Here is a 24,843-nt window from a genome sequence, read left to right on the forward strand (position 1 = left end):
TGATAGAATCATCCTTGACCGGCAGGAGGGAGTTCTAATGTATAACAGAGATCGTATAAGAAACATATCGATTATTGCTCACATCGACCACGGCAAAACGACACTTGTCGATAGATTTCTCGACATAACCGATATAGTGGACAGAAGACATAAGCAGGATCAATTCATGGATTCGATGGACATAGAAAGGGAGAGAGGCATAACTATTAAGTCGAAGCCGGTTAAGCTCAACTATAAGGCTGATGACGGAATTACTTATGAGATAAATATCATCGACACGCCGGGTCATGTCGACTTCAACTATGAAGTCTCGAGAAGCCTTGCGGCTTGCGAGGGAGCAATTCTTCTGGTAGATGCTTCTCAGGGAGTTGAGGCTCAGACCGTGGGGAACACGTACCTGGCTATCGAGAATGATCTGGAACTCATACCGGTTTTGAACAAAATCGATATCCCTAACGCAAATATAGAAGAGACGCTGGCAGAGATAATCGACCTCATCGGCTATTCTTCGGACGATTGCCTTCAGGCAAGCGCGAAGACAGGTCAGGGAGTGAGGGAGATACTGGAAGCGGTAGTCAGCAGAGTCAAGCCTCCTTCCGGCAAGCTTGAAGCCCCATTGAAAGCTCTAATCTTTGATGCCATTTACGATAAGTATAGAGGAGTAGTAGTTCATGTCAGAGTTTTCGAGGGAAGCGTCAAGGCCGGAGACAAGATAATGATGATGTCTTCGGGAGAGACCTTCGAAGTTGTAGAAGTCGGATACTTTCTGCCTCAAATGGAGAAGACAGACTCTCTAGATGCCGGCGAAGTAGGCTACATCATTGCCGTCATAAAGGACGTTTCGAGTGCGAAAATCGGCGATACGATAACCTCGGCCAGCAACCCCACCGCGAAAGCGATGCCGGGATACAAAGAGGCGAAGCCGATGGTCTACGCCGGAATGTTCCCCGGGATGCCGGAGTACTACGATGAACTGAGAAAGGCGCTGGACAAGTTCAAATTAAACGATGCAGCACTCGTCTTCGAGCCAGAAAACTCTCCGGCACTTGGTTTTGGATTTAGGGTTGGCTTTCTTGGACTGCTTCACATGGATGTAGTGAGGGAGAGGCTTGAAAGAGAGTTCGACATCACCTGCATTCTGACCGCTCCAAACGTTGTCTATAGAGTTACGATGCAGAACGGGGATGTTGAGGAGATAACGAATCCCGCAAGTTTCCCCGAGCCGGGAGAGTTTCTGAAGGTTGAAGAACCGTTCGTAGATCTTTCTATTATCACCCCCTCCGAGTATATGGGGAACCTCATCGGTTTCATAACTTCAGAGAAAAGAGGGGAGTTCAATGCGGTGGAGAATGCCGGAAAGAACCGTGTCGTTCTGAGATTCGAAGCCCCGCTCTCTGAAATCATGTTTGATTTCTTTGACAGGATGAAGGCTATTTCTAGGGGATATGCATCGATGGATTACGAGATCCTCGGCTATAGAGAATCTGATCTGGTGAAAGTGACAATCCTGGTCAACAGAGAAACCGTTGACTCACTATCGTTCATCGTCCATGTCGATAAGGAGTATCCAATTGCAAAGAAGGTTGTCGACAAGCTGAGCGAATTAATACCTCAGCACCAGTTTCAGATTCCCATACAGGCGAAATCAAGAGGTAGGATAATCGCGAGGAGTGACATAAAGGCCTTACGAAAAGACGTGCTGGCGAAGTGTTATGGAGGGGACCTGACGAGGAAGATGAAGCTCCTTGAGAAGCAGAAAGAGGGGAAAAAGCGGATGAGAGAGATTGGGCAGGTATCGATTCCGCAAAACGCTTTCCTCGCTATTCTAAGGATTGGCGAAGAAGAGCGATGAGGTGAAGCGAATGATAAAGCTTGGAGCACACATGTCTACATCGAAGGGCTTTGACAGAGTCCCAAAAGAAACTGTTTCGATAGGCGGTAACGCCTTCCAGATATTTCCTCACAGTCCCAGAATGTGGAGAGCATCGCTTCCAAAAGAGGAGATGTCGAATAGCTTTAAAGATGAAATGAAAAGGGAATCGCTGGATCCCTTTGATTCTATGGTACATTCGGGTTATCTGATCAACATCGCCTCTCCTAACGAGGAAGTTTGGGGAAAATCCGTTGCTTTGCTTTCCCTTGAAATGAAAATAACCGCTTCCCTCGGTCTGAAGTATTTGAACTTCCATCCCGGGAGCCACCTTGGAGATGGTCTCGAGGAGGGAATTGCGAGGATTTTGAAAGGTATAGAGATTGTACTAGGCGAGAACCAGGAAAATGATGTCATGCTGCTGCTCGAGAACGTTGCAGCGAAAGGCAATCACATAGGCAGCAGCTTTGAGGAACTCAAGTCAATTATTGACGGAACCGTACAGCCAGAGAGAATCGGAATAACGTATGATACTTGTCACGGGTTTGATTCGGGTTTCGAGATAAGAAACAAGGAAGGTATCTCGAGACTAATCGACAAGATTGATTCTACGGTGGGCTACGAAAAACTGAAGATGATACATCTTAACGATAGCAAGTTTCCTCTAGGTGCCGGCAAAGACAGACACGAGATGATCGGTGAAGGCCATATCGGAAAAAACGATGGTTTCAGAGAATTTCTTTCCAATGAGAGAATTCAGGAAAAACCTTGGCTTCTGGAGACGCCTGGGGACGATGAGGATCACGCTTCTGAAATTGAGTATATTAAGAGACTACTCGGATAGTGGAGGACTGTAATCGATGAAGAAGAAGTTCGTTGTGGTTACCGGAGGTGTAATAAGCGGAATTGGCAAGGGGATACTCTCTGCCTCCATCGCGCGTGTAATGAAGGAATGTGGGGTAGAGGTTAACACCCTCAAGATCGATCCCTATCTAAATCTTGACGCCGGAACGATGAATCCTAATCAGCATGGTGAAGTCTTCGTCACAGAAGACGGATACGAGGCAGATCTCGATCTTGGACACTACGAGAGATTTCTCGGAAAGAACATGAGAAGAGAAAATAATATGACCGCGGGCCAGGTATTCAAGACAATAATCGATAAAGAGAGAGATGGAGAATTTCTCGGGGCGACCGTACAGATGGTTCCTCACGTTACAGACGAAATAAAGTCACGAATCAAGAGTGTTCCCGGTGAACTCATAATGATAGAAATCGGTGGTACCGTCGGTGACATTGAAGGTGAGATCTTCCTTGAAGCCGTTCGCGAACTATCGGTCGAAGAAGGTCCTGAGAACTTCCTCTTTATTCATGTAACATATGTTCCTTACCTCAGAGTGACCAACGAATTCAAGACCAAGCCTACTCAACAGTCTGTCCAGCTTCTCAGAAGAATTGGCATTCAACCTCAGATGATCGCTGTCAGGTCAGAAAAGCCTATTGAGGAGAATGAGCTTGGAAAGATCGCTCTCTTCGGTGGAGTTGATCGACAGATGGTCTACAATCTGCCCGACTCCGAAAACGTCTATGATGTTCCTTTTATAGTCTACTCGTACGGGATTCACAGAAAGATTGCCGCCTGGCTCAGTATAGAAATTGAGGAAAGGTTTGATTGGAATTATCCCAGATCATTCCTTCCAGCAAGAATCGCGCTGATCGGAAAATATCTGGGCACCGATGATGCTTACAAGAGCATTTCGGAAAGCATCACGCTTTGTGGGGCAAGCAAACCTGAAGTTATCGACTCGCAGTGTTTTGAGGACATGACGGAAGAGCAAATAAAATCTGAGCTTAGGAAGTACGATGGGATAATCATCCCCGGCGGTTTCGGAAAGAGGGGAATAGAAGGGAAGATCTCAGTAATAAAGGCTGCCAGAGAAGAAGATACTCCAATTCTTGGAATATGTCTTGGGATGCAGCTTATGGTTATCGAGTTTGCAAGGAACGTCGCCGAATATGAGGGAGCCAATTCTACGGAGTTCGATCCGTCGACCCCTTATCCCGTAATTGACATTATGGAAGAGCAAAAGAAAATCATGAAACTCGGCGGAACCATGAGACTTGGTGCCCAAGAGACTCCTATTGAGAAAAACACGGTCCTTTTTGAAGCTTATAACGAACCGTTAGTCTATGAAAGGCACAGGCATAGATACGAAGTCAACCTTGATCGCTTCCCCGAGCTCTTCAGAATGCCCGGAGAAATCGATGTAAAGAAACTATCAATATCCTCAAAAGCGACTTTCGTGGAGGCCATCGAGCTTCCCGAAAAGAATTTTTTTGTCGGAATTCAGTATCATCCCGAGTTTAGATCGAAAGTGGGCAAGCCTAATCCGGTGTTCGAACTCTTCGTCAAGCGTGTCATAGAGAAGCGAAGGAATCAATAGTGATCTTCTGCGGTGGAAGAAAGCTCGATCTCTCCAGCCCCGTTATTATGGGGGTACTCAATGTGACTCCAGATTCTTTCTTCCCGGGCAGCAGGTACCAAGGCGGAGTTACTGCCGTAGAAGCCGCGATAAGGATGCTAGATTGGGGAGCTTCGATAATCGATATAGGTGGAGAGTCTTCAAGGCCGGGCGCGGAGAAGGTAAGTATCGGCGAAGAGATTTCCAGAGTAGTCCCGGTCATAAGGCGGCTGCGCAACAGGAGGCCGGATGCCGTTATTTCTGTAGACACTTACAACAGCGAAACTGCCCGACTCGCACTTTCTGAAGGAGCAGACATAGTAAATGATATTAAGGGGCTTAGTTCAGAGGAGATGATCCACGTCATCTCGGAGAACAATGCGGCAGTAATAATTATGCATATGAGAGGAGACCCTGCTACTATGAGCGCGATGACCGATTACCGCGATGTGGTCGGAGAGGTTTCGGCGTGGCTGGTTGAAAGAGCAGACCGCGCAATTAGAGCGGGGATAAGTAGAGAGAGGATAATCCTCGATCCGGGGATAGGTTTTGCCAAGAATGCGGAGCAGAGCATCGAGATACTGAGAAACATCTCTAAGTTCAAGCAACTGGGGTTCCCTCTTCTTGTAGGGCATTCAAGAAAAAGTTTCATCTCCAAGATTACGGGGACACAGGTAGAAGAAAGATTGGAAGAGACGCTTTCAATCTCAACTTACCTGTATCTGAAAGGGGTCGAAATAATTCGCATCCATGATGTTCAGGAGCACGGTCGAATCTTTGGTATACTTAAGATGCTAAACCCATGCATAGCAAATGGGAGGGGATGATTTGCCTTACGCTAAGCGTTCGAAGAAGTATTGGAAGGAGACTTGGCAAGCGTATCTTTTTCTATTGCCTTCGATAGTGATCTTGAGTGTGTTTGTCTTTTGGCCGATCGGCTTCTCTCTTGTTCTGAGTTTCTTCAAATGGGATTATACTTCAACTACCCGGTACTTCATAGGTCTTGACAACTATAAGGAGCTTTTCAGACTTACATATCCCGTTCAGTTGAGTTTTGTCAACTCGTTGATAAACACGGCAGTCTACGTCGTTATTGTTCTTGTGGTGATTCAGATTCTCTATCATCTGTTCGGGCTAATGAGCAAATACGAAAAAACAAAGAAAGGCCACTCGCTTTTGTACGGGTTGTTCGCTGTTGCGCTAATCGGCTATATCCTGCTGCGCAACTTATCGAGTGATCTTTCCGCTGCAGGACTGTTCGCTGGACTTGGATTGATGGGTTTGGGGCTCTTTGTGCTTCTCCGAAGGAGAAGAAGCATTCAGAGCATTAAGATGAGGTCCAGCCAGTGGTCTACGATGATTCTCTTCGTTGCCCTATATTACGTACTGGCCTATGTAGTATTGAAGCAAAGCGCGGACTTTGTTCAGTACTTCACTCTTGCAAAAGAGAGCTCGGACTTTCTGAAATCTATCTACAACACCGTCTATTACGTCTTGCTTTCCGTGCCTACTCAGATAGGTCTTGCTCTGATCATCGCGATGCTCCTCAACAAAAACATCAAGCTTCGTTCTCTGTTCAGGACTGCCTACTTCATACCCTTTGTCACGTCAGTAGTAGCCGTGTCTCTGGTATGGCAGTGGATGTTCAATGACCAGTTCGGGTTACTGAACTATGTTCTCTCGATCTTCAATCTGCCGAGGATCGCCTGGCTTAAGGAAGAAGTGTGGACCATTCCGACTATCGCCATAGTCTCGGTTTGGCAGCACGTTGGCTACACCACTGTAATCTTCCTTGCCGGTCTTCAGAATATAGATAGATCGTATTATGAGGCTGCAGATGTCGATGGAGCAAGCGGCATGCAGAAGTTCAAATTCATCACGTGGCCGCTTCTTTCGGGTACGACGTTCTTCATTATGATAATAACGATGATAGGTGCATTCAAGGTCTTCTCGCAGATTTTCATACTATACCAGGGACTGCCCGGACCTGTCAACAAGAGTGGGTTGACACTTGTCTACTATGTATTTGATGCCTTCTACAATCAGCAGAGAATGGGAGTCGCAAGCGCAGCTGCCTACATACTATTCGTGATAATCCTGATTCTTACTATGGTACAGATGTACGTAGGCAAGAAGCGCGTTCACTATGAGGGTTGAGGTGCGCAGATGACCACATCATCGACTAAGATAATCTCGAAAATCCTTCTCTATGTAGTTATTATTGGGGGAGCATTCCTGATGCTCGTTCCATTTGCATGGATGGTTGCCACGTCGTTCAAAGCTCCCAGCGAGGTTTCTAGCTGGCCGCCTGTTTGGACCACGAAAAATGCAGCAAACTCCTTCACCTTTAAGACTCAGATTAAGCAGAAGAGCACCAGCGCCTCTGTCGATCTTGCGACGCTGAGTCTTAGCGAATTCAGGAACTTCGCGGCGTTGATGGAAGAGTCAGTTAGTTTTGATACCCTTTCTGTTAATTTGAACGATGACCCCATAAGGAGAGGCGAAATAGAGATCCAGCTGCTTGGCAGAGATGGCGCTCCTGCAAACTACGCATCGCAAGTTGATGAACAGCTCTTTGCCGAATTGGTCGACAGATATAGCGCGATCAAGGATAACGTACCGGATGCTCATGCAAAGTCATTAAGAGATCTACCGGTAGAAGATGCAGGGAGATTTCTTGACGGATTCTTCAACACAGCTGTCTATAGTGATGGTGGGTTTGTGAAGAGAGTAGTCCTGGTTAGCTCTCTAAGAGCGCAGTACTCAAGAGCGATCGAAAGGCTATCTCAAAGCGTTGAGACTGCGATGAAGGAACTGCCAATAGATACCGATGCAACCAAAGAGATGAAGGCAAGAATCCGCGAAGAGTCGGCTGTACTCCTTGAAGGGCCTGTTGCTGCTCTTGCGAAGTCAATGGAGTCACTTGAGTCTTACAGAACCGGTACAACAGGAGTCACCGAACTGAGCGAACTAAAAAGGATCGTGGCCGATCTTAGAAGCAGCACAGATGAAATTCGGAAGGCTGTCTCCGAGATTATCGCTTTGTCTGAAGAAGTCTCTGCTGGAGACGCTCGGATGTCCCTTTCTGTACGCCAGCTGGAGCGTTCATTGGAAAGCATCCCTGATGGGCTGGTACAATGGTCGGATTTGCTTGACCTTTACTCCGACATAAAAGTCTTTTACAACGAATCTCAGAACGCCAATCTTTCAGGTTCTTCAATTGTGGGTAGAATTAGAACCGATGCTGAGGTCCATGCGTTGCTTTCGCAATTCATAGAGAGTTGGAATGTTGAGCGGGAGCTGAAGGATTATCTGCTTTCCGCAATTAATCCATCCAATGTTCGAAGTGCAGTTACGATCTTTTTGGACTACCTCGACAGGGATTTCAAGAACAGCCTTTCGCAGTACTTCACGAATACTCAAACACCGCTAGAGGTCGTCAACGACGCAATGAACTTCTTGAGGACATCACTACTTGTTGCCGCTAATCCGGAGCTTGACAGGAAGGTCAGAAGCGCAATGGATCAGAACACAACTTATGCTGATCTTGTGGCCCTTTTGAGAGAAGTGGCCTCATCTGCCGGTCAAACGATAGGGGTCGGAGGAATAGTAGCCAACCTTGACAGACAGGCGAACATAAGTGGTCAAGAACCGTTCGCTGATTTCATCAGACGTAGATGGAAAGAGACTTCTATGGTCGGTACTTTCTCGAAGGTACATTCCGACATTTTCAGCGAGCTTGACCTTTCAATCAAGCCGGTCGAGGTTGAGAGGGTCTATTACAGGGGAATAATCTCTCCTTCCGGAGCGAAGTCCTTTGACATAAAGCTTGCGGGAATACACGCAGTCTGGCTTAAAGACGATGTTCCGGCCGGCAAGGCGAATTTCACATTTGCTGAAACGTTCAAGAACTTCTTCCAGAATTACGTTTCGGCTTGGAATGCGGCTCCGTTTGGCAGGTACTACTTCAACACTGTGTTTGTGGCGATGGTTACGACTTTTGTAGAGATAATCTTTGCGGCGATGGCCGCATTCGCCTTTGCGAAGATGGATTTCTTCGGCAAGAATCTGTTGTTCACGCTCTTTTTGGCAACGATGATGGTTCCTGGCGAGGTCCTGTTGGTCCCGAACTATATCACGCTTACGGCGCTCGGTTGGGTGGACTCGTACTATGCTCTAATCGTTCCGTGGGTTGTCTCCGTCTTTGCGATATTCCTTCTGAGGCAGCATTTCATGACGATTCCTAATGAACTCTACGATGCGGCTATGATAGATGGACTCTCAAAGTGGCGTTTTCTCTGGACGATTCTCGTTCCGCTCTCAAAGCCGGCGGTGATTACTGGTGCGCTACTGAAATTCGTTGGAAGCTGGAATTCTTTCCTCTGGGTTCTTATTGTTACAAAAAGTCCGGAGATTAGAACTTTACCTGTCGGGCTTCAGAATTTCAGCTCGGCTACCGGAAGCGACTATCACCTTTTGATGGCCGCTGCCACTTTCTCGATAATTCCTGTTGTAATTCTCTTCTTGATTACGCAGAAGTACTTCATTGCCGGAATTGCCAGGAGTGGTCTCAAATAAAGAGCAAGAAGGATAAGTCAAGATTCCCGCTCGGGTTGTTCTTGTTCATGGCTCTTCTCTTATCGCTCCTGGCGATAACGAATGTCAACGCTTACCTTAGCTACAAACAGGCTCAAAGAAGACTGGAGAATCTCCAGAAAGAGTATGATGCACTCGAGAAAGAGATAAGAATCAAGGAATCTGAACTTGATCTGCTTAGAGAGTTGATTCCTGGCATCAACGGTGGAGGCAACAGATGAAATTCGTTGTTACGACTTCATACAAACCGACGAAAGAAGTAGTATCTTCTGCGAGAGGGCTGGCCGAAGAACTGGGTGTCAAATATGTTTCAAGAAGCCGGCTTAAGGAATTTGAGAGCGAGCATTCGCTCGACTTCTACTATGTTTTCGATAAGAATGGCCAGTTAACCATTAGAAATAGGGAGACGGTTTTCTTCTTCCACCCCGGAATGTCAAAGGTAAGATTCAAAAACATGAGAATTCAGGACTCCGACTATTTGATAAAGAGCATGGATCTCTCCGGAAGTGAAACTGTGTTGGATACAACGTTTGGTCTCGGAAATGAAGCGCTTCTTATCGCGCACTATCTGCCTGAAGGCAAAGTGATAGGCCTGGAGGCGTCCGAACACATATACAGGATCGTTTCTCACGGTCTTCGCAACTACCCCTATGCAGATGAATGGTTAATAGAGGCTTCGAGAAGGATAGAGCTTCACAATAGAGATTTACGAGACTTTGTGAAAGGCTGTGAAGACAATGCCTACGATATAGTCTATTGTGATCCTATGTTTGACAGCCCGCAGATGAGGTCTCATTCGATTAACCCTCTAAGGCCATTTGCGATGTATGAAAGGATAAATAGATCGGACGTTGATGAAATGATCAGGATTTCATCAAAGAGGTTTATTATCAAAAGCAGAACACGAGACAGCCTCTTCGAAGAGCTCGATCTCGAGTTCGACAGGCTCTGGGGCAGCAAAAAGAGCGGAGTCCTGTACGGGGTTATTGATAAAAAATGATACCAATTCTCCTCGGACCGACCGCTGTGGGAAAGACATCGCTTCTTCTGGATTTGGCTCAGAGACTACCGATAGAAATTGTATCCGTTGATTCGCGTCAGATCTACCGTTTCATGAATATCGGCACGGCCAAGCCGACCGAGAGTGAACAAGCCGTCCTTAAGCACTGGCTGATCGACATACGTGATCCCGATGAAGACTTTGATGTGATGGAGTTCAAAAACCTTGCTCTGGAAAGTGTTGCGGACATAACTGCTAGAGGGAAGATCCCGATTCTCGCCGGTGGAACTGGCCTTTACGCCGAGGTCCTTATGAAGGGTTTGGTGGACGTTCCCCCTAGAGATGAAACGGTGCGAGAGGCCCTTCTTCAGATAGAATCCGAAAACAAAGGATCGCTGAGGAAGATCCTGGAAAGAGTCGACAAGAATGCCTTTGAAAGATTCCACGAGAACGATCTCAAGAGAACTATAAGGTATCTTGAGGTTTTCTTCAAAACGGGAAGACCGCTAACTGAGTTGCAGAACGAGAGAGATCACAATCGTGACTTTTGTCTTGTCATTCTCGAAAGGGATAGGAGCGAGCTCCATGCCAGAATAGAGAGTCGTCTACATGAGATGATTCGCGCAGGCCTTGCCGATGAGACCGAGAGCCTTCTGTCAAAAGGCTATGGGCCCGAGCTCAACGCATTTAAGACAATAGGTTACGCCGAAATGGTACAATATATTAGGTGTGGTGTATCCCTCACGGATACTATCGAGCGGATTCTTGTGAACACAAGAAGATACGCTCGTCGTCAGATTATATGGTTTAGAAGATATTCTGAAGCTCTGAGAATTGACCTGTCCAGTCTAGAAGGTGAGGCTGCTCGGGTTTTAGAAAATACGGTTCTCTCAATTTGGGGGGGTAAGAATGGCTGAAAAGTTCAATTTGCAGGATCGTTTCCTGAATCTTCTTAGGGTTAACAGGATCGAAGTGAAGATGTACCTTGAAGGGGGATTCCAGACGAAGGGTTTGGTCAAGTCGTTCGACAATTTCACGGTGCTGCTTGAGGACGGTCAGGAGCAGACTCTGGTCTACAAGCATGCAATCAAGATGATGGTTCCCCAGAAGTACGTGAAATTGACGAATACTACTGGCAAGAAGGAGGACTGAAGCGAGCATAGACACTTTACTTGTCGCTGTTTTTTCGTCTGAAGAGCAGAATATCAAGTCAGAAATACTGGGCGAGCTTAACGAGCTCGCTCGGACTGCTGGGTACGAAATCGTTGAGACGGTGGTCCAGAACCTCGATTACCCTGATCCCCGTCACTATCTGGGCAAAGGCAAGGTGGATTTTGCGAGGAGAACACTGGAAGCTTTTGGTGCAGTCCTCATTATCACCCGTCATGAGCTGTCTCCATCTCAGGCAATGAACCTGGAGAAGCTTCTTGGAGTCCCCGTAATGGATAGGACGCAACTTATCCTGAAGATCTTTGGGGACCACGCATCGACCAAGGAAGGGAAACTCGAAGTTGAGATGGCCAGTCTTAAGTATCAGTTGCCGAGGCTGAAAGGCTTCGGAAGGATACTTTCGCAGACTGGAGCGGGAATAGGAACAAGAGGGCCCGGAGAGAAGAAGCTTGAAACGGACAGGCGGCAGGCGCAGGAGAGAATCTCTCGGCTTCGCAAAGACATAGAAGAGATGGGCAGGCAGAGAGAGATCTCGAGGAAGAAAAGACTCGTTTCGTCGATCCCGCTGGTTTCCTTTGTAGGATATACGAATGTTGGGAAGTCGTCGCTGGTATCTGAAATCAGCAGTGAAGACCTTCTTGTAGAGAACAAATTGTTCGCGACTCTTGATACTCGAGTCAGGAGAGCTAGACTACCTGCAGGAATGCAGGTTCTCATTTCAGATACCGTTGGATTCATTAGAGAACTGCCACACGAATTGATGGAGAGTTTCAGATCGACGTTAGATGAAGTCAAATACTCGGATCTTCTGGCTGTAGTTTCCGATGCCTCTGACATGGCAGTCAAAGAGAAATATGAAATCGTCGATCGTACCCTGCGGGATATCGGCGCCGGTGAAATCAAGAGGATCCATGTCTTGAATAAGATCGATCTATGCACGAACGAGAGACTTGCGGAGCTCGGGACGATCTTTCCAGAAGCCGTGATGGTTAGTGCTCTGAAGAGTTACAATATCGAAGGTATATTGAGCGAGATATCAACGCGGCTATACGGTAAGAGATCTCGGAGAAAACTTAGACTTAAACCTACCGAGTTTTCGAGCTTCATGAGGTTCAGGGGTTCGGTCGAAATTCTGTCTGAGAACTACGAAAAGGATCTTATTGAGGTTGAGTATGTGTCCTCCGATGAGATAAATAAAAGGCTCATTTCTTCTATTTGTGAGGAGGGAAGGAAATGAAGAGATTATTGTCGGTCACAGCGGTGCTCTTATTTGTAGGTGTGCTGTTTTCTGCGACTTTGCTGTTTCCGCTGAAGAGGGCTCCAGAAGTAACAGGTTACTTTGGCGAGTATCGTGGCAACTCAAGAAACATCAATTATCCCGAGCACTTCCATATGGGAATGGATTACTCTACGGGAAGCATCGTTGGATTAGATCTCCTTTCTCCGGACAACTCGTATGTTCACCAGATATACTTAAATCATCCCATATACGGGATCGGTATAGCTCTGATGCTTCCAGAGGTTACGAACATTCTCACAAACGAGAAAGGAATCAATGTCATATTCGCTCACGTTAACGAGATTGGAGACACTTCCTCTCTCACCGGAAGAAAACTCAACGATCTTTATCATCAATTGATCTCCGAGTTTGGAGATCAATATATCGAAGTAACCTTCGACCCGAGAGAGCTTCCGTTTAGAAAAAGCGATGTTGTTGCGAAATCCGGAAACAGTGGAAATGTGGCGCCTCATCTTCATCTCGAAGTAAGAGATTCAACTATGAAGACGATAATCAATCCCGGATTCTATTTTGACACAGGGAATCCGACATCTGCGGTTGAGATTCTAGACATAAGGGCAGGCGGAAAGACCTATTCTTTCGCACAGGGAAAGCCAACGATTGAAATGACCTCCAGCACCCCTCTGGATCTCCATGCCAAGGTGCAACTGAGGCATCCGGTCAGCCCGAAGACGATCGAGCTTTATGTTGAAAACAATCTCGTGTATCAGATTGACTTCGTTTCTTTCGATTTGGACGAAGCAGACAGGGTCCACGAAATATACTCTTCGCCATCGACAGAGTCTGACTACTGGTTTAACCTTAACTCCAGGATATCTCTCAGTTTGCTTCCGATAAACATCTGGGACGACATAGACTGGACGAATCCAAGAGATGCCAGGGTAGTAGTTCGTGATCACTGGGGCAACGAGGCTTCGAAGGACTTCAGAATAGTCATGAGGAGGTAGTTTCGGATGTTTTTCAAGAAGAAGCCGCGTGACATAAGCAAGAATCCGTTTTACGACAGCGGAAACACAATTATCGTACATTTTGAATGCAACAAGTGCGGGGAGAAGTTTAGAAGCCACTTGAGAAAGTACTACGATGTGAGCGTCAATTACGGAAAGGGAAAGGGAGCCTATAGACTGGATAAAGAATTTGTTGGCAGCAAGTGTCAGAACAAGATCCAGATCACTGCCGATTTCAGCAGAGCATTCAGGCCCTTGTCCTTCGAGATAATTGGTGGTAGATTCTTATCCGAGGAAGAATATGGAGAATAGATTCAGTTTATAGGAGGCAGTCATGAAGACTTGGTTGTTCACCAGTGAAAGCGTTACCGAAGGCCATCCCGACAAAATGGCAGATCAGATTTCAGATTCGATACTCGATGCGATGTTGACTCAGGATGAAGATTCTAGAGTCGCGGTTGAGACTCTTCTGGCAACGGGTGTTGCAGTAGTTGCCGGAGAAGTAAGCACAAAGGCTTACGTAGATATTCCCAGGGTAGTAAGGGATACAATTCTCGATATCGGTTATAACAGGGCAAAGTTCGGCTTTGACGGAGAGACCTGTGCAGTTCTTACAAGTATCGATGAGCAGTCGCCGGATATTGCACTTGGAGTGAATAAGTCCTTTGAGGCGAAAAAGAATGATACAGATAGATATGCGCTTATCGGCGCGGGGGACCAGGGTATGATGTTCGGCTATGCAACGAATGAAACTGCCGAGATGATGCCGTTGCCGATAGTCCTTGCCCACAGGCTGGCCCGTAGGCTCAGCAAAGTGAGAAAGGATCAATCTGTTCGTGGTTTTAGACCCGACGGAAAGACCCAGGTCACAGTTAAGTATCAGGATGGCAAGCCCGTTGGCGTAACTGCGATAGTTGTATCGACCCAGCATGATCCTGACTTGACTGCAGAGGAGATCGAAAGACTCGTAGTTGACAACGTAATTGCTCCTGAAATAGACCACGAGCTACTTCTTGAAGGGGTGGAAATCTTCGTGAACCCGACGGGCAGATTCGTCAGGGGAGGTCCTTCTGCAGATACGGGATTGACTGGCAGGAAGATCATCGTCGATACTTACGGAGGCTGGACACCTCACGGTGGAGGAGCCTTCAGTGGAAAGGATCCTACGAAGGTAGATAGGTCTGCTCACTACATGGCGAGATATGCTGCCAAGAATATCGTGGCAGCCGGCCTTGCAGATCGAGTCACTCTTCAGCTTGCCTATGCGATAGGTGTTGCTAAACCCGTATCCTTCATGATCGATGCCCACGATACAGAGAAGGTCGACCTCGAGAAGCTCAGAAAGGCGGTCCTTAAGGTCTTTGATTTCAGACCTGCAGCAATAATCGATCGTCTCAACCTGAAGCGCCCTATCTACAGACAGACAGCTTCATACGGTCATTTTGGAAGGATCGACGTCGAGCTTCCGTGGGAAGAAACAAACGCCGTCGACCAATTGAAGAAAGCATTAGATTGATGATAGAATAAACAGGTAAATCTCGAAAGGAGGAGAAGTGATAAGTGCCTAATAATGCATCAGCAAAGAAGAGAGTAAAGCAGACGGCCAAGAGAACCGTAATGAACAGGGCCGTCAGGACAAAATTCAGAAATGCTTCCAAGAAGCTGTACAAGGCTATGGAACAGGGCGAAGATCCACAGTCCGTTTCTTCCATGCTTAGCGAAGTATATTCTACTCTCGACAAGGCGGCGAAGTCAGGAACTATTCATAAGAATACGGCTTCACGTAAAAAGGCAAGATTGACCGCCAGAGTCAAGACTTATGTCGAAGCGAGAGGTTAATTGAACCGAAAAATAAGAAAAGGTGGCCTGAGCCACCTTTTTTTCATGATAACTAAATGTTGTCAGGGGTAGCTTCCTGGTGAGTACCGGCGAGGACGTTCTCCTCGGTTTCAGGATCAAACAGGTGCATCATAGACATATCGAAGACCAGATCCATTTTGTCGCCTGCAGACGCTCTGCTCTTCGGATCAACCTTTGCGACGATTTCGTCCCCGTGAATATTGGCGTGGATTAGAGTTTCGCTTCCAAGGGGTTCGACAACATCTACATTGCCCTTCACCGTGAATTCGTCTTTTGGCGCAACCGCATACATCTTGTCGTAGATGTCTTCCGGTCTTATACCGAAAGTCGTTTCTTTGCCGACAAGGTGCCCGAGCCTCTCGACCTTGTCTTCAGGAACGAGAAGCTTCATGTCTTCCTTTACTACCCAGACTTTTCCACCTTCAGATACAAGCTTCGCGCTGATGAAGTTCATTGCGGGAGTGCCGATGAATCCAGCAACGAACTTGTTCTTCGGCTCGAAGTAAACTGAATAAGGATCGCCGATCTGCTGAATTATTCCGTCTTTCATAATTACGATCTTGTCGGCCATTGTCATTGCTTCAACCTGGTCATGAGTAACGTAGATAATCGTTGCTTGAAGGTTCTGGTGAAGCCTCTTCAGTTCGGCTCTCATCTGTACCCTCAGCTTGGCGTCAAGGTTGGAGAGAGGTTCGTCGAAGAGGAAGACTTTTGGGTTTCTAACAATCGCTCTACCGACTGCGACCCTCTGTCTCTGACCACCGGAAAGCTGCTTTGGCTTTCTATCCAGCAACTGCTCTATTCCAAGAATACGTGCCGCTTCTGTTACCCTCTTCTCGATCTCCGGCTTTGGAGTCTTTCTCAACTTAAGTCCAAAAGCCATGTTTTCGTAAACAGACATGTGTGGATAAAGCGCGTAGTTCTGAAAGACCATGGCGATGTCTCTATCCTTAGGTTCGACATCGTTAACAACTCTTCCACCGATCTTGATTGTTCCTTCCGTAATCTCCTCAAGGCCCGCGATCATTCTGAGTGTCGTCGTCTTTCCACAGCCTGAGGGACCGAGTAGAACCAGAAACTCCTTGTCCTGTACTTCGAGATTCGCATCGAGAACGGCCTTGAATCCGTTCGGATAAGTCTTTGCTACCTTCTCGAGGATAACTTCTGCCATCTTGCACCTCCGTCAATCATCATCAACCTGAACGATAAGATCCTTTATCTCGACATCCATAGCTTCATCGCCAGCGTCCATTAAGTACAGATCGTAAACCCGTTCGAGAAATCTGCTGAGGAGTACGTACTTGTCGTAGTCCATCATAACTGCCTTTGGAAGCCCGTTTTTTGTTATAATTATATCGGCTTTCTCACAGTCGTCAACAACCTTTGAAAAGTGAGCTTTTGCTTCGGCCAGAGAATAAAATGAGAGCTCGTGTAATTTTGACAAGAGAACCACCTCGGGACCATTATACAGTATGACCACAATTATAGTCAAGCTTTTTTTCGGAGGTGCCAGAGATGGCGAAAAAGTTCTTCCAGAAACAGCCGATGATGAGAAAGGTTATCTATGCTCTACTTCCAATCTTGGTATTCTCCATTGGAAATTTCGGCTGGGTAGTCTTCTCCACGGTTCTGCTTTCGGTTCTGGTTTCAGTCCTATGCGAATGGCTCTTTGAAAGGAAAAAGGGAAAATCGGTGAGCGAGGCTTCTATAGTCACCGGTATTTTGATGGGTCTGGTCCTTCCTCCTGCAGTACCGTTCTGGATCGTCATAGTTGCCAGTTCTTTTGCAATTGTTTTTGCGAAAATGGCATTCGGGGGCTTTGCCAAAAACCTGTACAATCCGGCTCTTGTTGGCAGAGCCTTTGTCTACGTGAGTTTTCCGGCTGCAGTTCAGCAGAGCTGGACGCCGGCCGTCCAGTCATGGGGACAGGGCTTCAGTAGATGGATCAGCTCCGACGTTATTACTATGGCCACCCCTATGAATGTCATCAGGAGTGGAGAAGAGGTTAGCGCATGGAGAATGATCTTCGGGAACATCTCCGGCACTGCGGGAGAGACTGCGAAGTGGCTGATTGCTGCGGCGGCCGTTTACCTGATACTAACCAAGACCGCGTCGTGGAAGATCATAGTCTCCACTCTCGTTTCGGCCTTCGCGATGTCGGGAATACTCTTCTTATTCGGACTTTCAAGCATAAACCCTGTCTACTCAATAATCGGGGGTAGCATTCTGTTCGGAGCTGTGTTCATGGCAACTGATCCTATCAGTGCTCCTAAGAAGGATACAGCAAAGTGGATATATGGAGTTATTATCGGGTCTCTAGCCATAGTAATCGGCACATTCTCACTTTTTGGTGCCGGTCTGATGTTTGCGGTGCTTATCGCAAACACATTCGCATCTCTTCTTGACTATCTGGTGACCCCAAAGAAGGTGAAAGCATGAGTGAAAAGCTCTACTCTGTAGTATTCACTTTCATTCTTACAACCGTATTCGTTATCTGTCTTGCAGGAATCAACGCAATTGCTTCAGACACTATTGAAAGGAACGAACAGCTTGAATTTCGTCGTTCTTTGATCTATGTTTTCAATATTGTAGAGGATGCGCGTTCTCTGCCGGGTGAAGAAGTGCAAAAACTCTATCTGGATAGAATACAGGAGATCGACGGTGAGCAGACCGTCTACATTGCTGATAATGAAGGAAAGAGAGAAATCGCATTTACAGTTCAAAGCGCAGGTCTATGGGGAACTATAACGGCCCTTGTCGCAGTTGATGAGAGTGGTTCTAGAATAGTTGGGATTGATTTTGTGAACCACTCAGAGACCCCAGGACTGGGCGGGAGAATCGACGAAACAGCTTTCAAGGAACAGTTCAGGGGAGAACGGATATCATCGAGTTCTTCTGCCCGAATCGCCGTAGTGTCTGGACAGGATACTGGTTCGAAAGACGACTCAAAGGTAGATGCGATTACTGGAGCAACAAGGACTTCGGAGTCGATTCAAACTCTGCTTAATAAGGCAATCAACGATGTATTTCCTGCAGTTCTTGAGGCGGTGAATTAGAAATGGCTGAATCAAAAAAGTCGGTTTTTCTTACAAATATCTGGAAAGACAACCCCGTCATTGTTCAGATATTGGGAATCTGCTCGGCTCTGGCTGTAACAAACAACCTCACAAACACTCTAATAATGGGCATCGGCCTTATCTTCACCACCGCTTTCTCCTCGTTTACAATCTCGGCTTTGAGAAGGCATATCCCAAAGAACGTCCGTATGATGGTGCAGGTTCTGATAATAGCCACCTACGTCATAATTCTCGATATTGTCTTGAAGGCCTATCTGCCTTCTATAAGCAAAGCACTTGGTCCTTATGTGGGCCTTATAATAACCAACTGCATTATCATGGGTCGTGCAGAGGCTTTCGCACAGTCGCATGGGCCTGTGCTCTCTTTCATAGATGGAATCTCTGCGGGAATAGGTTATTCGTTGATCCTGCTTGCCGTGGCTTTTGTGAGAGAACTGCTGGGCTTCGGTACTCTGTTCGGATTGAGAGTCATGCCTGAAGGCTTCACTCCATGGGTAATAATGATAATGGCACCCAGTGCCTTCTTCATATTAGGTGCGATAATCTGGATCGCAAGGACTCCGATCGTGAAGAAGAAGTGAGGGGGGGAGATGTAGATGGGAGTTCCACTTAATCCTTTTGTGATAATGATCGCTGCAGCTCTTACTAGCAACATGGTTCTTAGCAACTTTCTGGGGATGTGCTCGTTCATTTCGGTATCGAAGGACATAAAGACGGCCAATGGTCTTGGCATGGCGGTAACCTTTGTTCTTACCTTGACATCTGTGCTCAATTACATAGTGTATTACTACATTCTTGTCCCGCTGAATTTAGTCTATCTAAGGTACATAGTGTTCATTATTGTCATTGCCGCATTCGTTCAGTTTCTGGAGATGGTCATAGACAGATTCTCTCCAACACTCTACATGAATCTCGGGATCTTTCTGCCTTTAATTACAGTGAATTGTGCGATCCTTGGGGGCGTACTGTTCATGATTATCAGAGAGTACAGCCTGATTCAGTCGTTATTCTTCGGTTTCGGCTCTGGAGCCGGCTGGTGGCTTGCGATAGTTGCTCTGTCTGCAATGCGAATGAGACTTAGAGAGAAGGACCTGCCTCCTCAGTTAGTGGGCCCGGGAATAACAATGATTATCATCGGCATCATGGCCCTGGCCTTTATGGGTTTCTCGGGCATGCTGCCCGTCCAGTAAGGTGGTGTTTGGTTTGCAGATAATCGTCACGGCTCTGGTCGTTGGAGGGATCTCCGCAGTACTCGCTGCCGTTCTTACAATTGCAGACGCTCTTGTGAACAATTATGGAGAAGTAAGTATCACTATCAACGACTCGAAGAGTCACAAGGTGAAGGGCGGATCTACTCTTCTTTCGACTCTTGCTGGAGAAAAGATCTTCATTCCATCTGCCTGTGGGGGAAAGGGCAGCTGCGGTCTCTGTAAGGTTAAAGTGAAGACGGACGTTGGGCCTATACTTCCCACTGAACTTCCTTATCTTTCGCCTAAGGAGAAGAAGGACAATGTAAGGCTTTCGTGCCAGATCAAAGTTAAGGGTGATATGTCAATCGAGATTCCCGAAGAGTTGTTCAATATTCGCGAATATGTGGCGACAGTCTCTTCTATAGAAGACGTTACTCACGACATTAAGGAAGTCTTTTTCAGTATTCAAGATGAGATAAGTTTCAGAGCTGGTCAGTACGTCCAGCTGGTTGTCCCTGCCTATGGGGATACAAGAGAAGAGACCATGAGAGCCTACTCGATGTCCTCCCAGCCGTCCGTGAAGAATGGAGTGGAACTCCTTATAAGACTGGTTCCAAATGGAATTGTAACCACTTACGTCCACAAACTGCTCAATGTGGGTGACAGGATTAAAATCCTCGGACCATTCGGAGATTTCTTTCTAAGAGATACCGATTCAGATATAATATTCATTGCCGGCGGTTCTGGAATGGCTCCGATCAAGTCAATCTTGTTGGATATGATGGAAAAGGGAGTTGAGAGAAAGGCGTATTATTTCTTTGGAGCAAGAAGTAAGAGCGATCTTTTCTACCTTGAAGAGATGAAGGAAATCGAAAGCAAGATGCCAAATTTTCACTTCATTCCTGCGCTGTCCGATCCGCAGCAGGAAGACAACTGGCAAGGCGAGATAGGTCTCATTACTGATGTTGTCGACAGATATCTTTCCGAACAGGGTGATGATGTTGCAAGAGAAGGGTATCTCTGCGGCAGTCCCGGAATGATAAACGCCTGCATAGATGTTTTGACGAAGCACAAAATCACTGAAGAAAAGATCTACTACGACAAATTTGGATAGTTTTGGAGGTGAGATTGTGAAACAGACTCCGGACTTCGATAAGATCCAGGAAAATATGAGAGCCGGCAGTATTACCGGCCCGGGTTTTCTTGGTCACGACGAAAGAAACCTGGTAGATATTATTAGTGAGGATCAGGCGAAGGTAAAGGAACTGGGTTTGACAAACGAGATAATCGCGAACAAACTGGAAATGTTCATGAAGCAAGGCGAGAGAGGATTCGGTTCGCCTGTAAAGGTCGATGACCGATTCGTTGTAATCGTTGAGGAGAGCCGTGGCTACATACCCTGCCCCTTTCGTCACGGTCATCTTTCAAAGAAAGCCAACATCAATGTCAGGAACATAGCTCGAAAGGAAGAAGTCGACTACTCACCTATTTCAATCCATCTGATTAGAGAACATGGCTTTTATCAAGGGAAGGGGTCGCCTTACAGGCTTGATCCAGCAAAGGTTGCAAAGATTCTAGAACTTATCTGAATGATGGGAGCAGCGAAAGTGAAAGGCGCTAAGGTGAAGCGTTATAGAAACAGGGCGTTGTTCACAGTCGTCTTTGTGTTGGGACTGATTGCATTTGCTTCTTACTACGCATTTGGTCACAGGAAAGATGTTGTTGTGCCCAGAGATGAGATTATGCTTGACGATCTTGTTTTCAATCGAAGTATCTTCACTTTTCTCGGTGAAGCGCCATTTCCGCCAGATCAGGGACTTGCGAATGGGGTTTCCGTTAAGCAGGAAAGCGGAGAAAGCATCAGAGTGTTCTACCCTCCGTATGACAACTCGGTGCGCTGCCTGCAACTGGATCTCAGTTCAAGAGTGATAAACGTCTATGTCTGGAAAATGGAATCGGTTGAATCTGCAAAAGACACATGGGAGACGCTCTTCCTTGTAGAAGGATCGGTTCTGACTAGAGATTTAGGAAGGATTAAGAAGTCAGATTACTACTACGCCAAAATAGTCAGGTTCGGAGGTAAAGATCAGTCCTTGCTATGGCAAAAAGGTAAATGGGTTATCCTTGCGAAGAGTCCGGGTTTTACGCTCAACGAGAAGGAAGAGATGCAGATTCTTACGGAGTTGTTTGATCCTAGTATAAGAAGCTAGTTTCTTCCTCGGAATAGACTTCGATGCCGTTCTTCATGAGCAGTTCTGCCGTTATTCCCATTCCGTCAATCATCACTCCGCTGAAGGTTCCGTCGTAGATACCTCTACAACCACAAGAAGGACTTCTCGATTTGAGAACTGCAATACTTGAACCTGAGAGTTTTGCAATCTTCAGAACCTCTTCGGCCCCCTTCTCATAGTTGCTCGTGACATCGTTTCCAAATTGATCTAGGACTATCTTGCTTGCCAGCCAGTCCTTTGAGGTAGTAACCTCCGCACGAGGCCTAGGCGTGGGGAGTCCGCCAAGCTGCTCGGGGCACACAGGCAAAAAAACAAACCTGTCGACCAGCTCTAGAAGCTTGAAAGACAGGTTGTTATCTCCGCGATATGTGCAATTAACTCCGATCAGGCACGCACTAACCAGTATCTTTGTCATTTACCACCGGCAGCGGTGCCGTCATCCTCTCTTCTAATGACGTACATGAGGTCACGTGTTGGAAGCATTGAAAGTGGATTCATCGTGTTGGTCTTCGGATCTCTGACTTCGAAATGTACGTGAGGACCAGTCGAGACCCCTGTGCTTCCGACCCGGCCGATCAACGAACCGGTATCCACTCTTTGGCCTACATAAACACTGATCCTGCTCATGTGGCCATAGCGGGTTACGTAACCGTTGTCGTGCTGTATTTCGACCATATTTCCATAACCGCCGTTCACTCCGGCAAAGACTACTGTTCCCCTCGAAGCTGCGAAGATCGGCGTTCCTTCCGGAGCCGCAATGTCAAGCCCCGAATGGAATGAGGGTTGCCCGCTTACAGGATGTGTTCTCCAACCGTAATCAGAAGATATTACTCCATAAATGGGCCATCTGAAAGGGGTGCTCTGAGGAATGTACTGATACAGGTTGACCAAAGACATGGGAATAAAAACTCTTTGACCGGGATTGATTACAGAATCCGGCCTGAGATTATTTGCTGCAATCAATTCATCGACAGGAGAGAAAAACAACTTTGCGATGTAATCGAAGGTGTCACCAGACTGAACCTCGTAGATCAAACCGTCCGGTTGAGGTATCTTAAGCGTGTCCCCTGCTTTAATGCTGTTTGCACTTTTGATATTGTTGAAGTCAATAATAGTTGAGATGCTGACACTCAGATCTCTCGAAATAGTATGAATCGAGTCTCCCGGCCTAACCACGTATGTAACGAGGAAATACGCAAAACTGCGAGTCATTAATAGCAAAAACGATAATAAGAATAACAGAATGACCCGACGGTTCATTCCCTGCCACCTCCAAATAGCCCCAAAGAAAAGAAGACAACCAGAATTATTATACCAAAAAGCAGTCCAACGGCAAAATGCAGACCGAAAATTGATTGTAAAATAATTGATAACCCAATCAAAACAGATACCGCGCTCCCGAGTAGAACGACAGCAGCCGCTGTATCCTTAAGCACACGCACTCTTTCATCATAGTAGGGCCTCAATATGTCTGCTATCTTCTCGACCAGGGTATTGATTCCTTCGAGAAGCAGAACCATAAACGTACAGAAGAGAAGCCAGTAATAATCACCCTTATCCAGTCCGATCAGTGCGCCGACAGTCAAGATCACTGCCCCGATTACAAGCTGGATTCTGAAGTTTCTCTCTCTTAGAAGGTGCTTGATTCCATTTGTTGCGTTGCCAAGACTCTTGACAAACTTCTTCATTCAAATCCCCGGCCGACAGAATCTATTCTTTCTCTTCTAATACTATACGATTTCTCTATTAGTGAGTAACCGAAATCAATCGCCTGGGAATTCATCTCCACGTACTTTGCTTTTATGTGTTTTGCCATGGCATCTTTCAACGACTGAGTTGTGACGAAGTTTCCTGCTCTGGCAATCAACCCTAGACCGACCATATTGGCCGGCAGAGTACTTCCAAACTTGTTCTCAGTGAGTTCTGTCACTGGCTTCGATATGATCTTTCTCGTCATTCTGATTCCTTCTTTTGGAATAGACTTGACGAGAGTGGAGTCGACAATAAGGACGCCGTTCATGTGAATGAGAGGGACATGAGCATTTACAGCGGTTTGGTGCATAGAGTAAATCAGTTCAAAGGAATGAGCCTTGGGGTAATCTATGGGCTCAGTGTTGAAGAGAACATCGCAGTAAGAGAGTCCTCCTCTCACCTGGGCTCCGAAAGACTGGGTCTGCACTACCCAACTTCCCTGTATCAAAAGGGCCTCTGCGAGAATTATCCCCATCAAAACATTTCCCTGGCCTCCAATACCGGAAATCCTTACCGAATGAGGTTGAGAGAATGCGTGCTTCATGCTTTCTCACCTCTCTCCGCTGCGATTATCTGCTCGCTCTTTGCCTTGTATCTGTCGCTGTATGTTTCCGCTTCTATATTCACAAACTCACCTGCAACGATCTTATCTTTCAGCTCTTCGGGAGTCATTGTTTTTGATTTGGCTATTTGAACCGTGTTTTTCTTGAAGTATGCAAGCATGTCTTCGGGTTTCGACATTGCGTTGTACCTGCCATAGTACGTATGGCAGTTGGTCATGATCTCTACTATCCCCATGCCTTTATGGTTGAGGGCCTTCTGAATGAACTGAACCATTTGAGCATAGTGAAATACTGTCGTTCTGGCAACATACGTTGCGCCTGAAGAGACTGCCAGATTAACTATGTCAAACGAGTTTTCAACGTTCCCATATGGTGAAGTCGATGCTATCTTCTCGTAAGGAGTAGTAGGAGAGTATTGCCCACCGGTCATACCGTAGATATTGTTGTTGAATATTATTGCAGTGAGATCCATGTTTCTCCTGCAGGCATGAATGAAGTGATTCCCTCCTATGGCGACCATATCACCGTCTCCACCCATAACTACCACATTGAATTCCGGTCGGGCAAGCTTCACTCCAGTAGCGAATGCTACTGCTCTTCCATGAAGAGTGTGCATCGTATTGAAGTTCAGGTAGCCCGTAACCCTTGAAGAACATCCGATTCCCGAGATGACGGCAACTCTGTCGGGATCAAGTTCTTCCTTATCGACAGCTTCTATGAAAGCCTTCATAATAACGCCGTTTCCGCAACCCGGGCACCAAACATGAGGCATCCTGTCCTGCCTTAAGTACTTCATTAACCTTGCGATAGCCATGATTTCCTCCC

Annotated in this window: 29 protein-coding genes; 22 read left to right on the top strand and 7 right to left on the bottom strand. The window is 46.6% G+C overall.

All coding sequences use genetic code 11. The annotated features are described in order from the left end of the window. The first annotated feature begins 37 nt into the window (after window positions 1-37). From lepA to rpsT, 15 genes are read left to right on the top strand one after another with little or no spacing between them, the layout of a single operon-like run. Complete coding sequence (lepA, locus tag V512_RS00665; RefSeq protein WP_099828540.1) at window positions 38-1,852, top strand: translation elongation factor 4; 1,815 nt, start codon at window positions 38-40, stop codon at window positions 1,850-1,852. Between the two features lie 10 nt (window positions 1,853-1,862). After that, window positions 1,863-2,714, top strand: a complete 852-nt coding sequence (locus V512_RS00670; protein WP_099828541.1) for a deoxyribonuclease IV — start codon at window positions 1,863-1,865, stop codon at window positions 2,712-2,714. A gap of 16 nt (window positions 2,715-2,730) precedes the next feature. Beyond that, window positions 2,731-4,314 carry a CTP synthase gene (locus V512_RS00675; RefSeq protein ID WP_099828542.1) on the top strand — a complete coding sequence of 528 codons (1,584 nt, stop codon included), beginning with the start codon at window positions 2,731-2,733 and terminating at the stop codon, window positions 4,312-4,314. Continuing rightward, window positions 4,314-5,159, top strand: a complete 846-nt coding sequence (folP, locus tag V512_RS00680) for a dihydropteroate synthase (RefSeq protein WP_099828543.1) — start codon at window positions 4,314-4,316, stop codon at window positions 5,157-5,159. The genes V512_RS00675 and folP overlap by 1 nt, the downstream gene beginning before the upstream one ends. Before the next feature lies 1 nt (window position 5,160). Further along, window positions 5,161-6,489: a sugar ABC transporter permease gene (locus V512_RS00685; RefSeq protein ID WP_099828544.1), complete on the top strand. Its 1,329-nt coding sequence runs from the start codon at window positions 5,161-5,163 to the stop codon at window positions 6,487-6,489. A gap of 9 nt (window positions 6,490-6,498) precedes the next feature. Beyond that, window positions 6,499-8,910 carry a carbohydrate ABC transporter permease gene (locus V512_RS00690; RefSeq protein ID WP_099828545.1) on the top strand — a complete coding sequence of 804 codons (2,412 nt, stop codon included), beginning with the start codon at window positions 6,499-6,501 and terminating at the stop codon, window positions 8,908-8,910. Window positions 8,911-8,957: 47 nt separating this feature from the next. After that, a complete protein-coding gene (locus V512_RS00695) occupies window positions 8,958-9,149 on the top strand; it encodes a hypothetical protein (protein WP_243392177.1) in 192 nt (63 codons plus the stop codon). Then, on the top strand, window positions 9,146-9,928 hold the full coding sequence (locus V512_RS00700) for a class I SAM-dependent methyltransferase (protein ID WP_099828547.1): 783 nt from the start codon (window positions 9,146-9,148) through the stop codon (window positions 9,926-9,928). The genes V512_RS00695 and V512_RS00700 overlap by 4 nt, the downstream gene beginning before the upstream one ends. Then, the gene (gene miaA / locus V512_RS00705; RefSeq protein WP_099828548.1) at window positions 9,925-10,845 is read left to right on the top strand and encodes a tRNA (adenosine(37)-N6)-dimethylallyltransferase MiaA; all 921 of its coding nucleotides are present in this window, start codon (window positions 9,925-9,927) and stop codon (window positions 10,843-10,845) included. Before V512_RS00700 ends, miaA begins: the two co-directional genes overlap by 4 nt. After that, window positions 10,838-11,080: an RNA chaperone Hfq gene (hfq, locus tag V512_RS00710; RefSeq protein ID WP_099828549.1), complete on the top strand. Its 243-nt coding sequence runs from the start codon at window positions 10,838-10,840 to the stop codon at window positions 11,078-11,080. Before miaA ends, hfq begins: the two co-directional genes overlap by 8 nt. Window positions 11,081-11,087: 7 nt before the next feature. After that, window positions 11,088-12,335 carry a GTPase HflX gene (gene hflX, locus V512_RS00715; RefSeq protein ID WP_099828550.1) on the top strand — a complete coding sequence of 416 codons (1,248 nt, stop codon included), beginning with the start codon at window positions 11,088-11,090 and terminating at the stop codon, window positions 12,333-12,335. Beyond that, window positions 12,332-13,345, top strand: a complete 1,014-nt coding sequence (locus V512_RS00720) for a hypothetical protein (protein WP_099828551.1) — start codon at window positions 12,332-12,334, stop codon at window positions 13,343-13,345. The genes hflX and V512_RS00720 overlap by 4 nt, the downstream gene beginning before the upstream one ends. 6 nt (window positions 13,346-13,351) lie before the next feature. Beyond that, entirely contained in the window at window positions 13,352-13,657 is a 306-nt protein-coding gene (locus tag V512_RS00725; RefSeq protein ID WP_099828552.1) for a hypothetical protein, read from the top strand. A 22-nt stretch (window positions 13,658-13,679) separates the two neighbouring features. Further along, window positions 13,680-14,861: a methionine adenosyltransferase gene (gene metK / locus V512_RS00730; RefSeq protein WP_099828553.1), complete on the top strand. Its 1,182-nt coding sequence runs from the start codon at window positions 13,680-13,682 to the stop codon at window positions 14,859-14,861. Window positions 14,862-14,905: 44 nt separating this feature from the next. Next, complete coding sequence (gene rpsT / locus V512_RS00735; protein WP_099828554.1) at window positions 14,906-15,184, top strand: 30S ribosomal protein S20; 279 nt, start codon at window positions 14,906-14,908, stop codon at window positions 15,182-15,184. Window positions 15,185-15,236: 52 nt separating this feature from the next. Here the strand turns inward: rpsT and ugpC are convergent, their stop codons facing one another. Then, window positions 15,237-16,376, bottom strand: a complete 1,140-nt coding sequence (gene ugpC, locus V512_RS00740; RefSeq protein ID WP_099828555.1) for a sn-glycerol-3-phosphate ABC transporter ATP-binding protein UgpC — start codon at window positions 16,374-16,376, stop codon at window positions 15,237-15,239. A 12-nt stretch (window positions 16,377-16,388) separates the two neighbouring features. Continuing rightward, window positions 16,389-16,649, bottom strand: a complete 261-nt coding sequence (locus V512_RS00745) for a type II toxin-antitoxin system Phd/YefM family antitoxin (protein ID WP_099828556.1) — start codon at window positions 16,647-16,649, stop codon at window positions 16,389-16,391. Between the two features lie 71 nt (window positions 16,650-16,720). Here V512_RS00745 and V512_RS00750 point away from each other — a divergent pair, with 71 nt between their 5' ends. The 7 genes from V512_RS00750 to V512_RS00780 are packed head-to-tail and all read left to right on the top strand — an operon-like array spanning window position 16,721 to window position 21,682. Beyond that, the gene (locus tag V512_RS00750; RefSeq protein ID WP_099828557.1) at window positions 16,721-17,644 is read left to right on the top strand and encodes an RnfABCDGE type electron transport complex subunit D; all 924 of its coding nucleotides are present in this window, start codon (window positions 16,721-16,723) and stop codon (window positions 17,642-17,644) included. Next, the gene (locus V512_RS00755) at window positions 17,641-18,261 is read left to right on the top strand and encodes an FMN-binding protein (RefSeq protein ID WP_099828558.1); all 621 of its coding nucleotides are present in this window, start codon (window positions 17,641-17,643) and stop codon (window positions 18,259-18,261) included. Before V512_RS00750 ends, V512_RS00755 begins: the two co-directional genes overlap by 4 nt. 2 nt (window positions 18,262-18,263) lie before the next feature. Next, window positions 18,264-18,863, top strand: coding sequence for an NADH:ubiquinone reductase (Na(+)-transporting) subunit D (locus V512_RS00760; RefSeq protein WP_099828559.1), 600 nt, complete (start codon window positions 18,264-18,266; stop codon window positions 18,861-18,863). Between the two features lie 15 nt (window positions 18,864-18,878). After that, complete coding sequence (locus V512_RS00765; protein ID WP_099828560.1) at window positions 18,879-19,472, top strand: Rnf-Nqr domain containing protein; 594 nt, start codon at window positions 18,879-18,881, stop codon at window positions 19,470-19,472. Between the two features lie 13 nt (window positions 19,473-19,485). Next, on the top strand, window positions 19,486-20,586 hold the full coding sequence (locus tag V512_RS00770; protein WP_099828561.1) for an FAD-binding oxidoreductase: 1,101 nt from the start codon (window positions 19,486-19,488) through the stop codon (window positions 20,584-20,586). Window positions 20,587-20,602: 16 nt separating this feature from the next. Beyond that, window positions 20,603-21,061 (top strand): hypothetical protein, encoded by a 459-nt coding sequence (locus V512_RS00775; protein ID WP_099828562.1) that lies wholly within the window; start codon window positions 20,603-20,605, stop codon window positions 21,059-21,061. 18 nt (window positions 21,062-21,079) lie between these two features. Further along, entirely contained in the window at window positions 21,080-21,682 is a 603-nt protein-coding gene (locus V512_RS00780) for a hypothetical protein (protein ID WP_243392179.1), read from the top strand. On the opposite strand, the gene V512_RS00785 is transcribed toward V512_RS00780, so the two are convergent. Genes V512_RS00785 through V512_RS00805 form a run of 5 tightly spaced genes read right to left on the bottom strand, consistent with a single transcriptional unit; the run spans window position 21,666 to window position 24,832 of the window. Further along, complete coding sequence (locus V512_RS00785) at window positions 21,666-22,118, bottom strand: DUF523 domain-containing protein (RefSeq protein ID WP_099828563.1); 453 nt, start codon at window positions 22,116-22,118, stop codon at window positions 21,666-21,668. The two genes, V512_RS00780 and V512_RS00785, sit on opposite strands and share 17 nt — an antisense overlap. Next, window positions 22,115-22,963, bottom strand: a complete 849-nt coding sequence (locus tag V512_RS00790; protein ID WP_099828564.1) for a M23 family metallopeptidase — start codon at window positions 22,961-22,963, stop codon at window positions 22,115-22,117. The genes V512_RS00785 and V512_RS00790 overlap by 4 nt, the downstream gene beginning before the upstream one ends. Beyond that, window positions 22,960-23,391, bottom strand: a complete 432-nt coding sequence (locus V512_RS00795; protein WP_099828565.1) for a diacylglycerol kinase family protein — start codon at window positions 23,389-23,391, stop codon at window positions 22,960-22,962. Before V512_RS00795 ends, V512_RS00790 begins: the two co-directional genes overlap by 4 nt. Then, window positions 23,388-23,999, bottom strand: a complete 612-nt coding sequence (locus tag V512_RS00800) for a 2-oxoacid:acceptor oxidoreductase family protein (RefSeq protein ID WP_099828566.1) — start codon at window positions 23,997-23,999, stop codon at window positions 23,388-23,390. The genes V512_RS00795 and V512_RS00800 overlap by 4 nt, the downstream gene beginning before the upstream one ends. Continuing rightward, on the bottom strand, window positions 23,996-24,832 hold the full coding sequence (locus V512_RS00805; RefSeq protein WP_099828567.1) for a 2-oxoacid:ferredoxin oxidoreductase subunit beta: 837 nt from the start codon (window positions 24,830-24,832) through the stop codon (window positions 23,996-23,998). The genes V512_RS00800 and V512_RS00805 overlap by 4 nt, the downstream gene beginning before the upstream one ends. Window positions 24,833-24,843 lie beyond the last annotated feature (11 nt).

The sequence above is a fragment of the Mesotoga sp. Brook.08.105.5.1 genome, from assembly GCF_002752635.1.
Lineage (GTDB): Bacteria > Thermotogota > Thermotogae > Petrotogales > Kosmotogaceae > Mesotoga.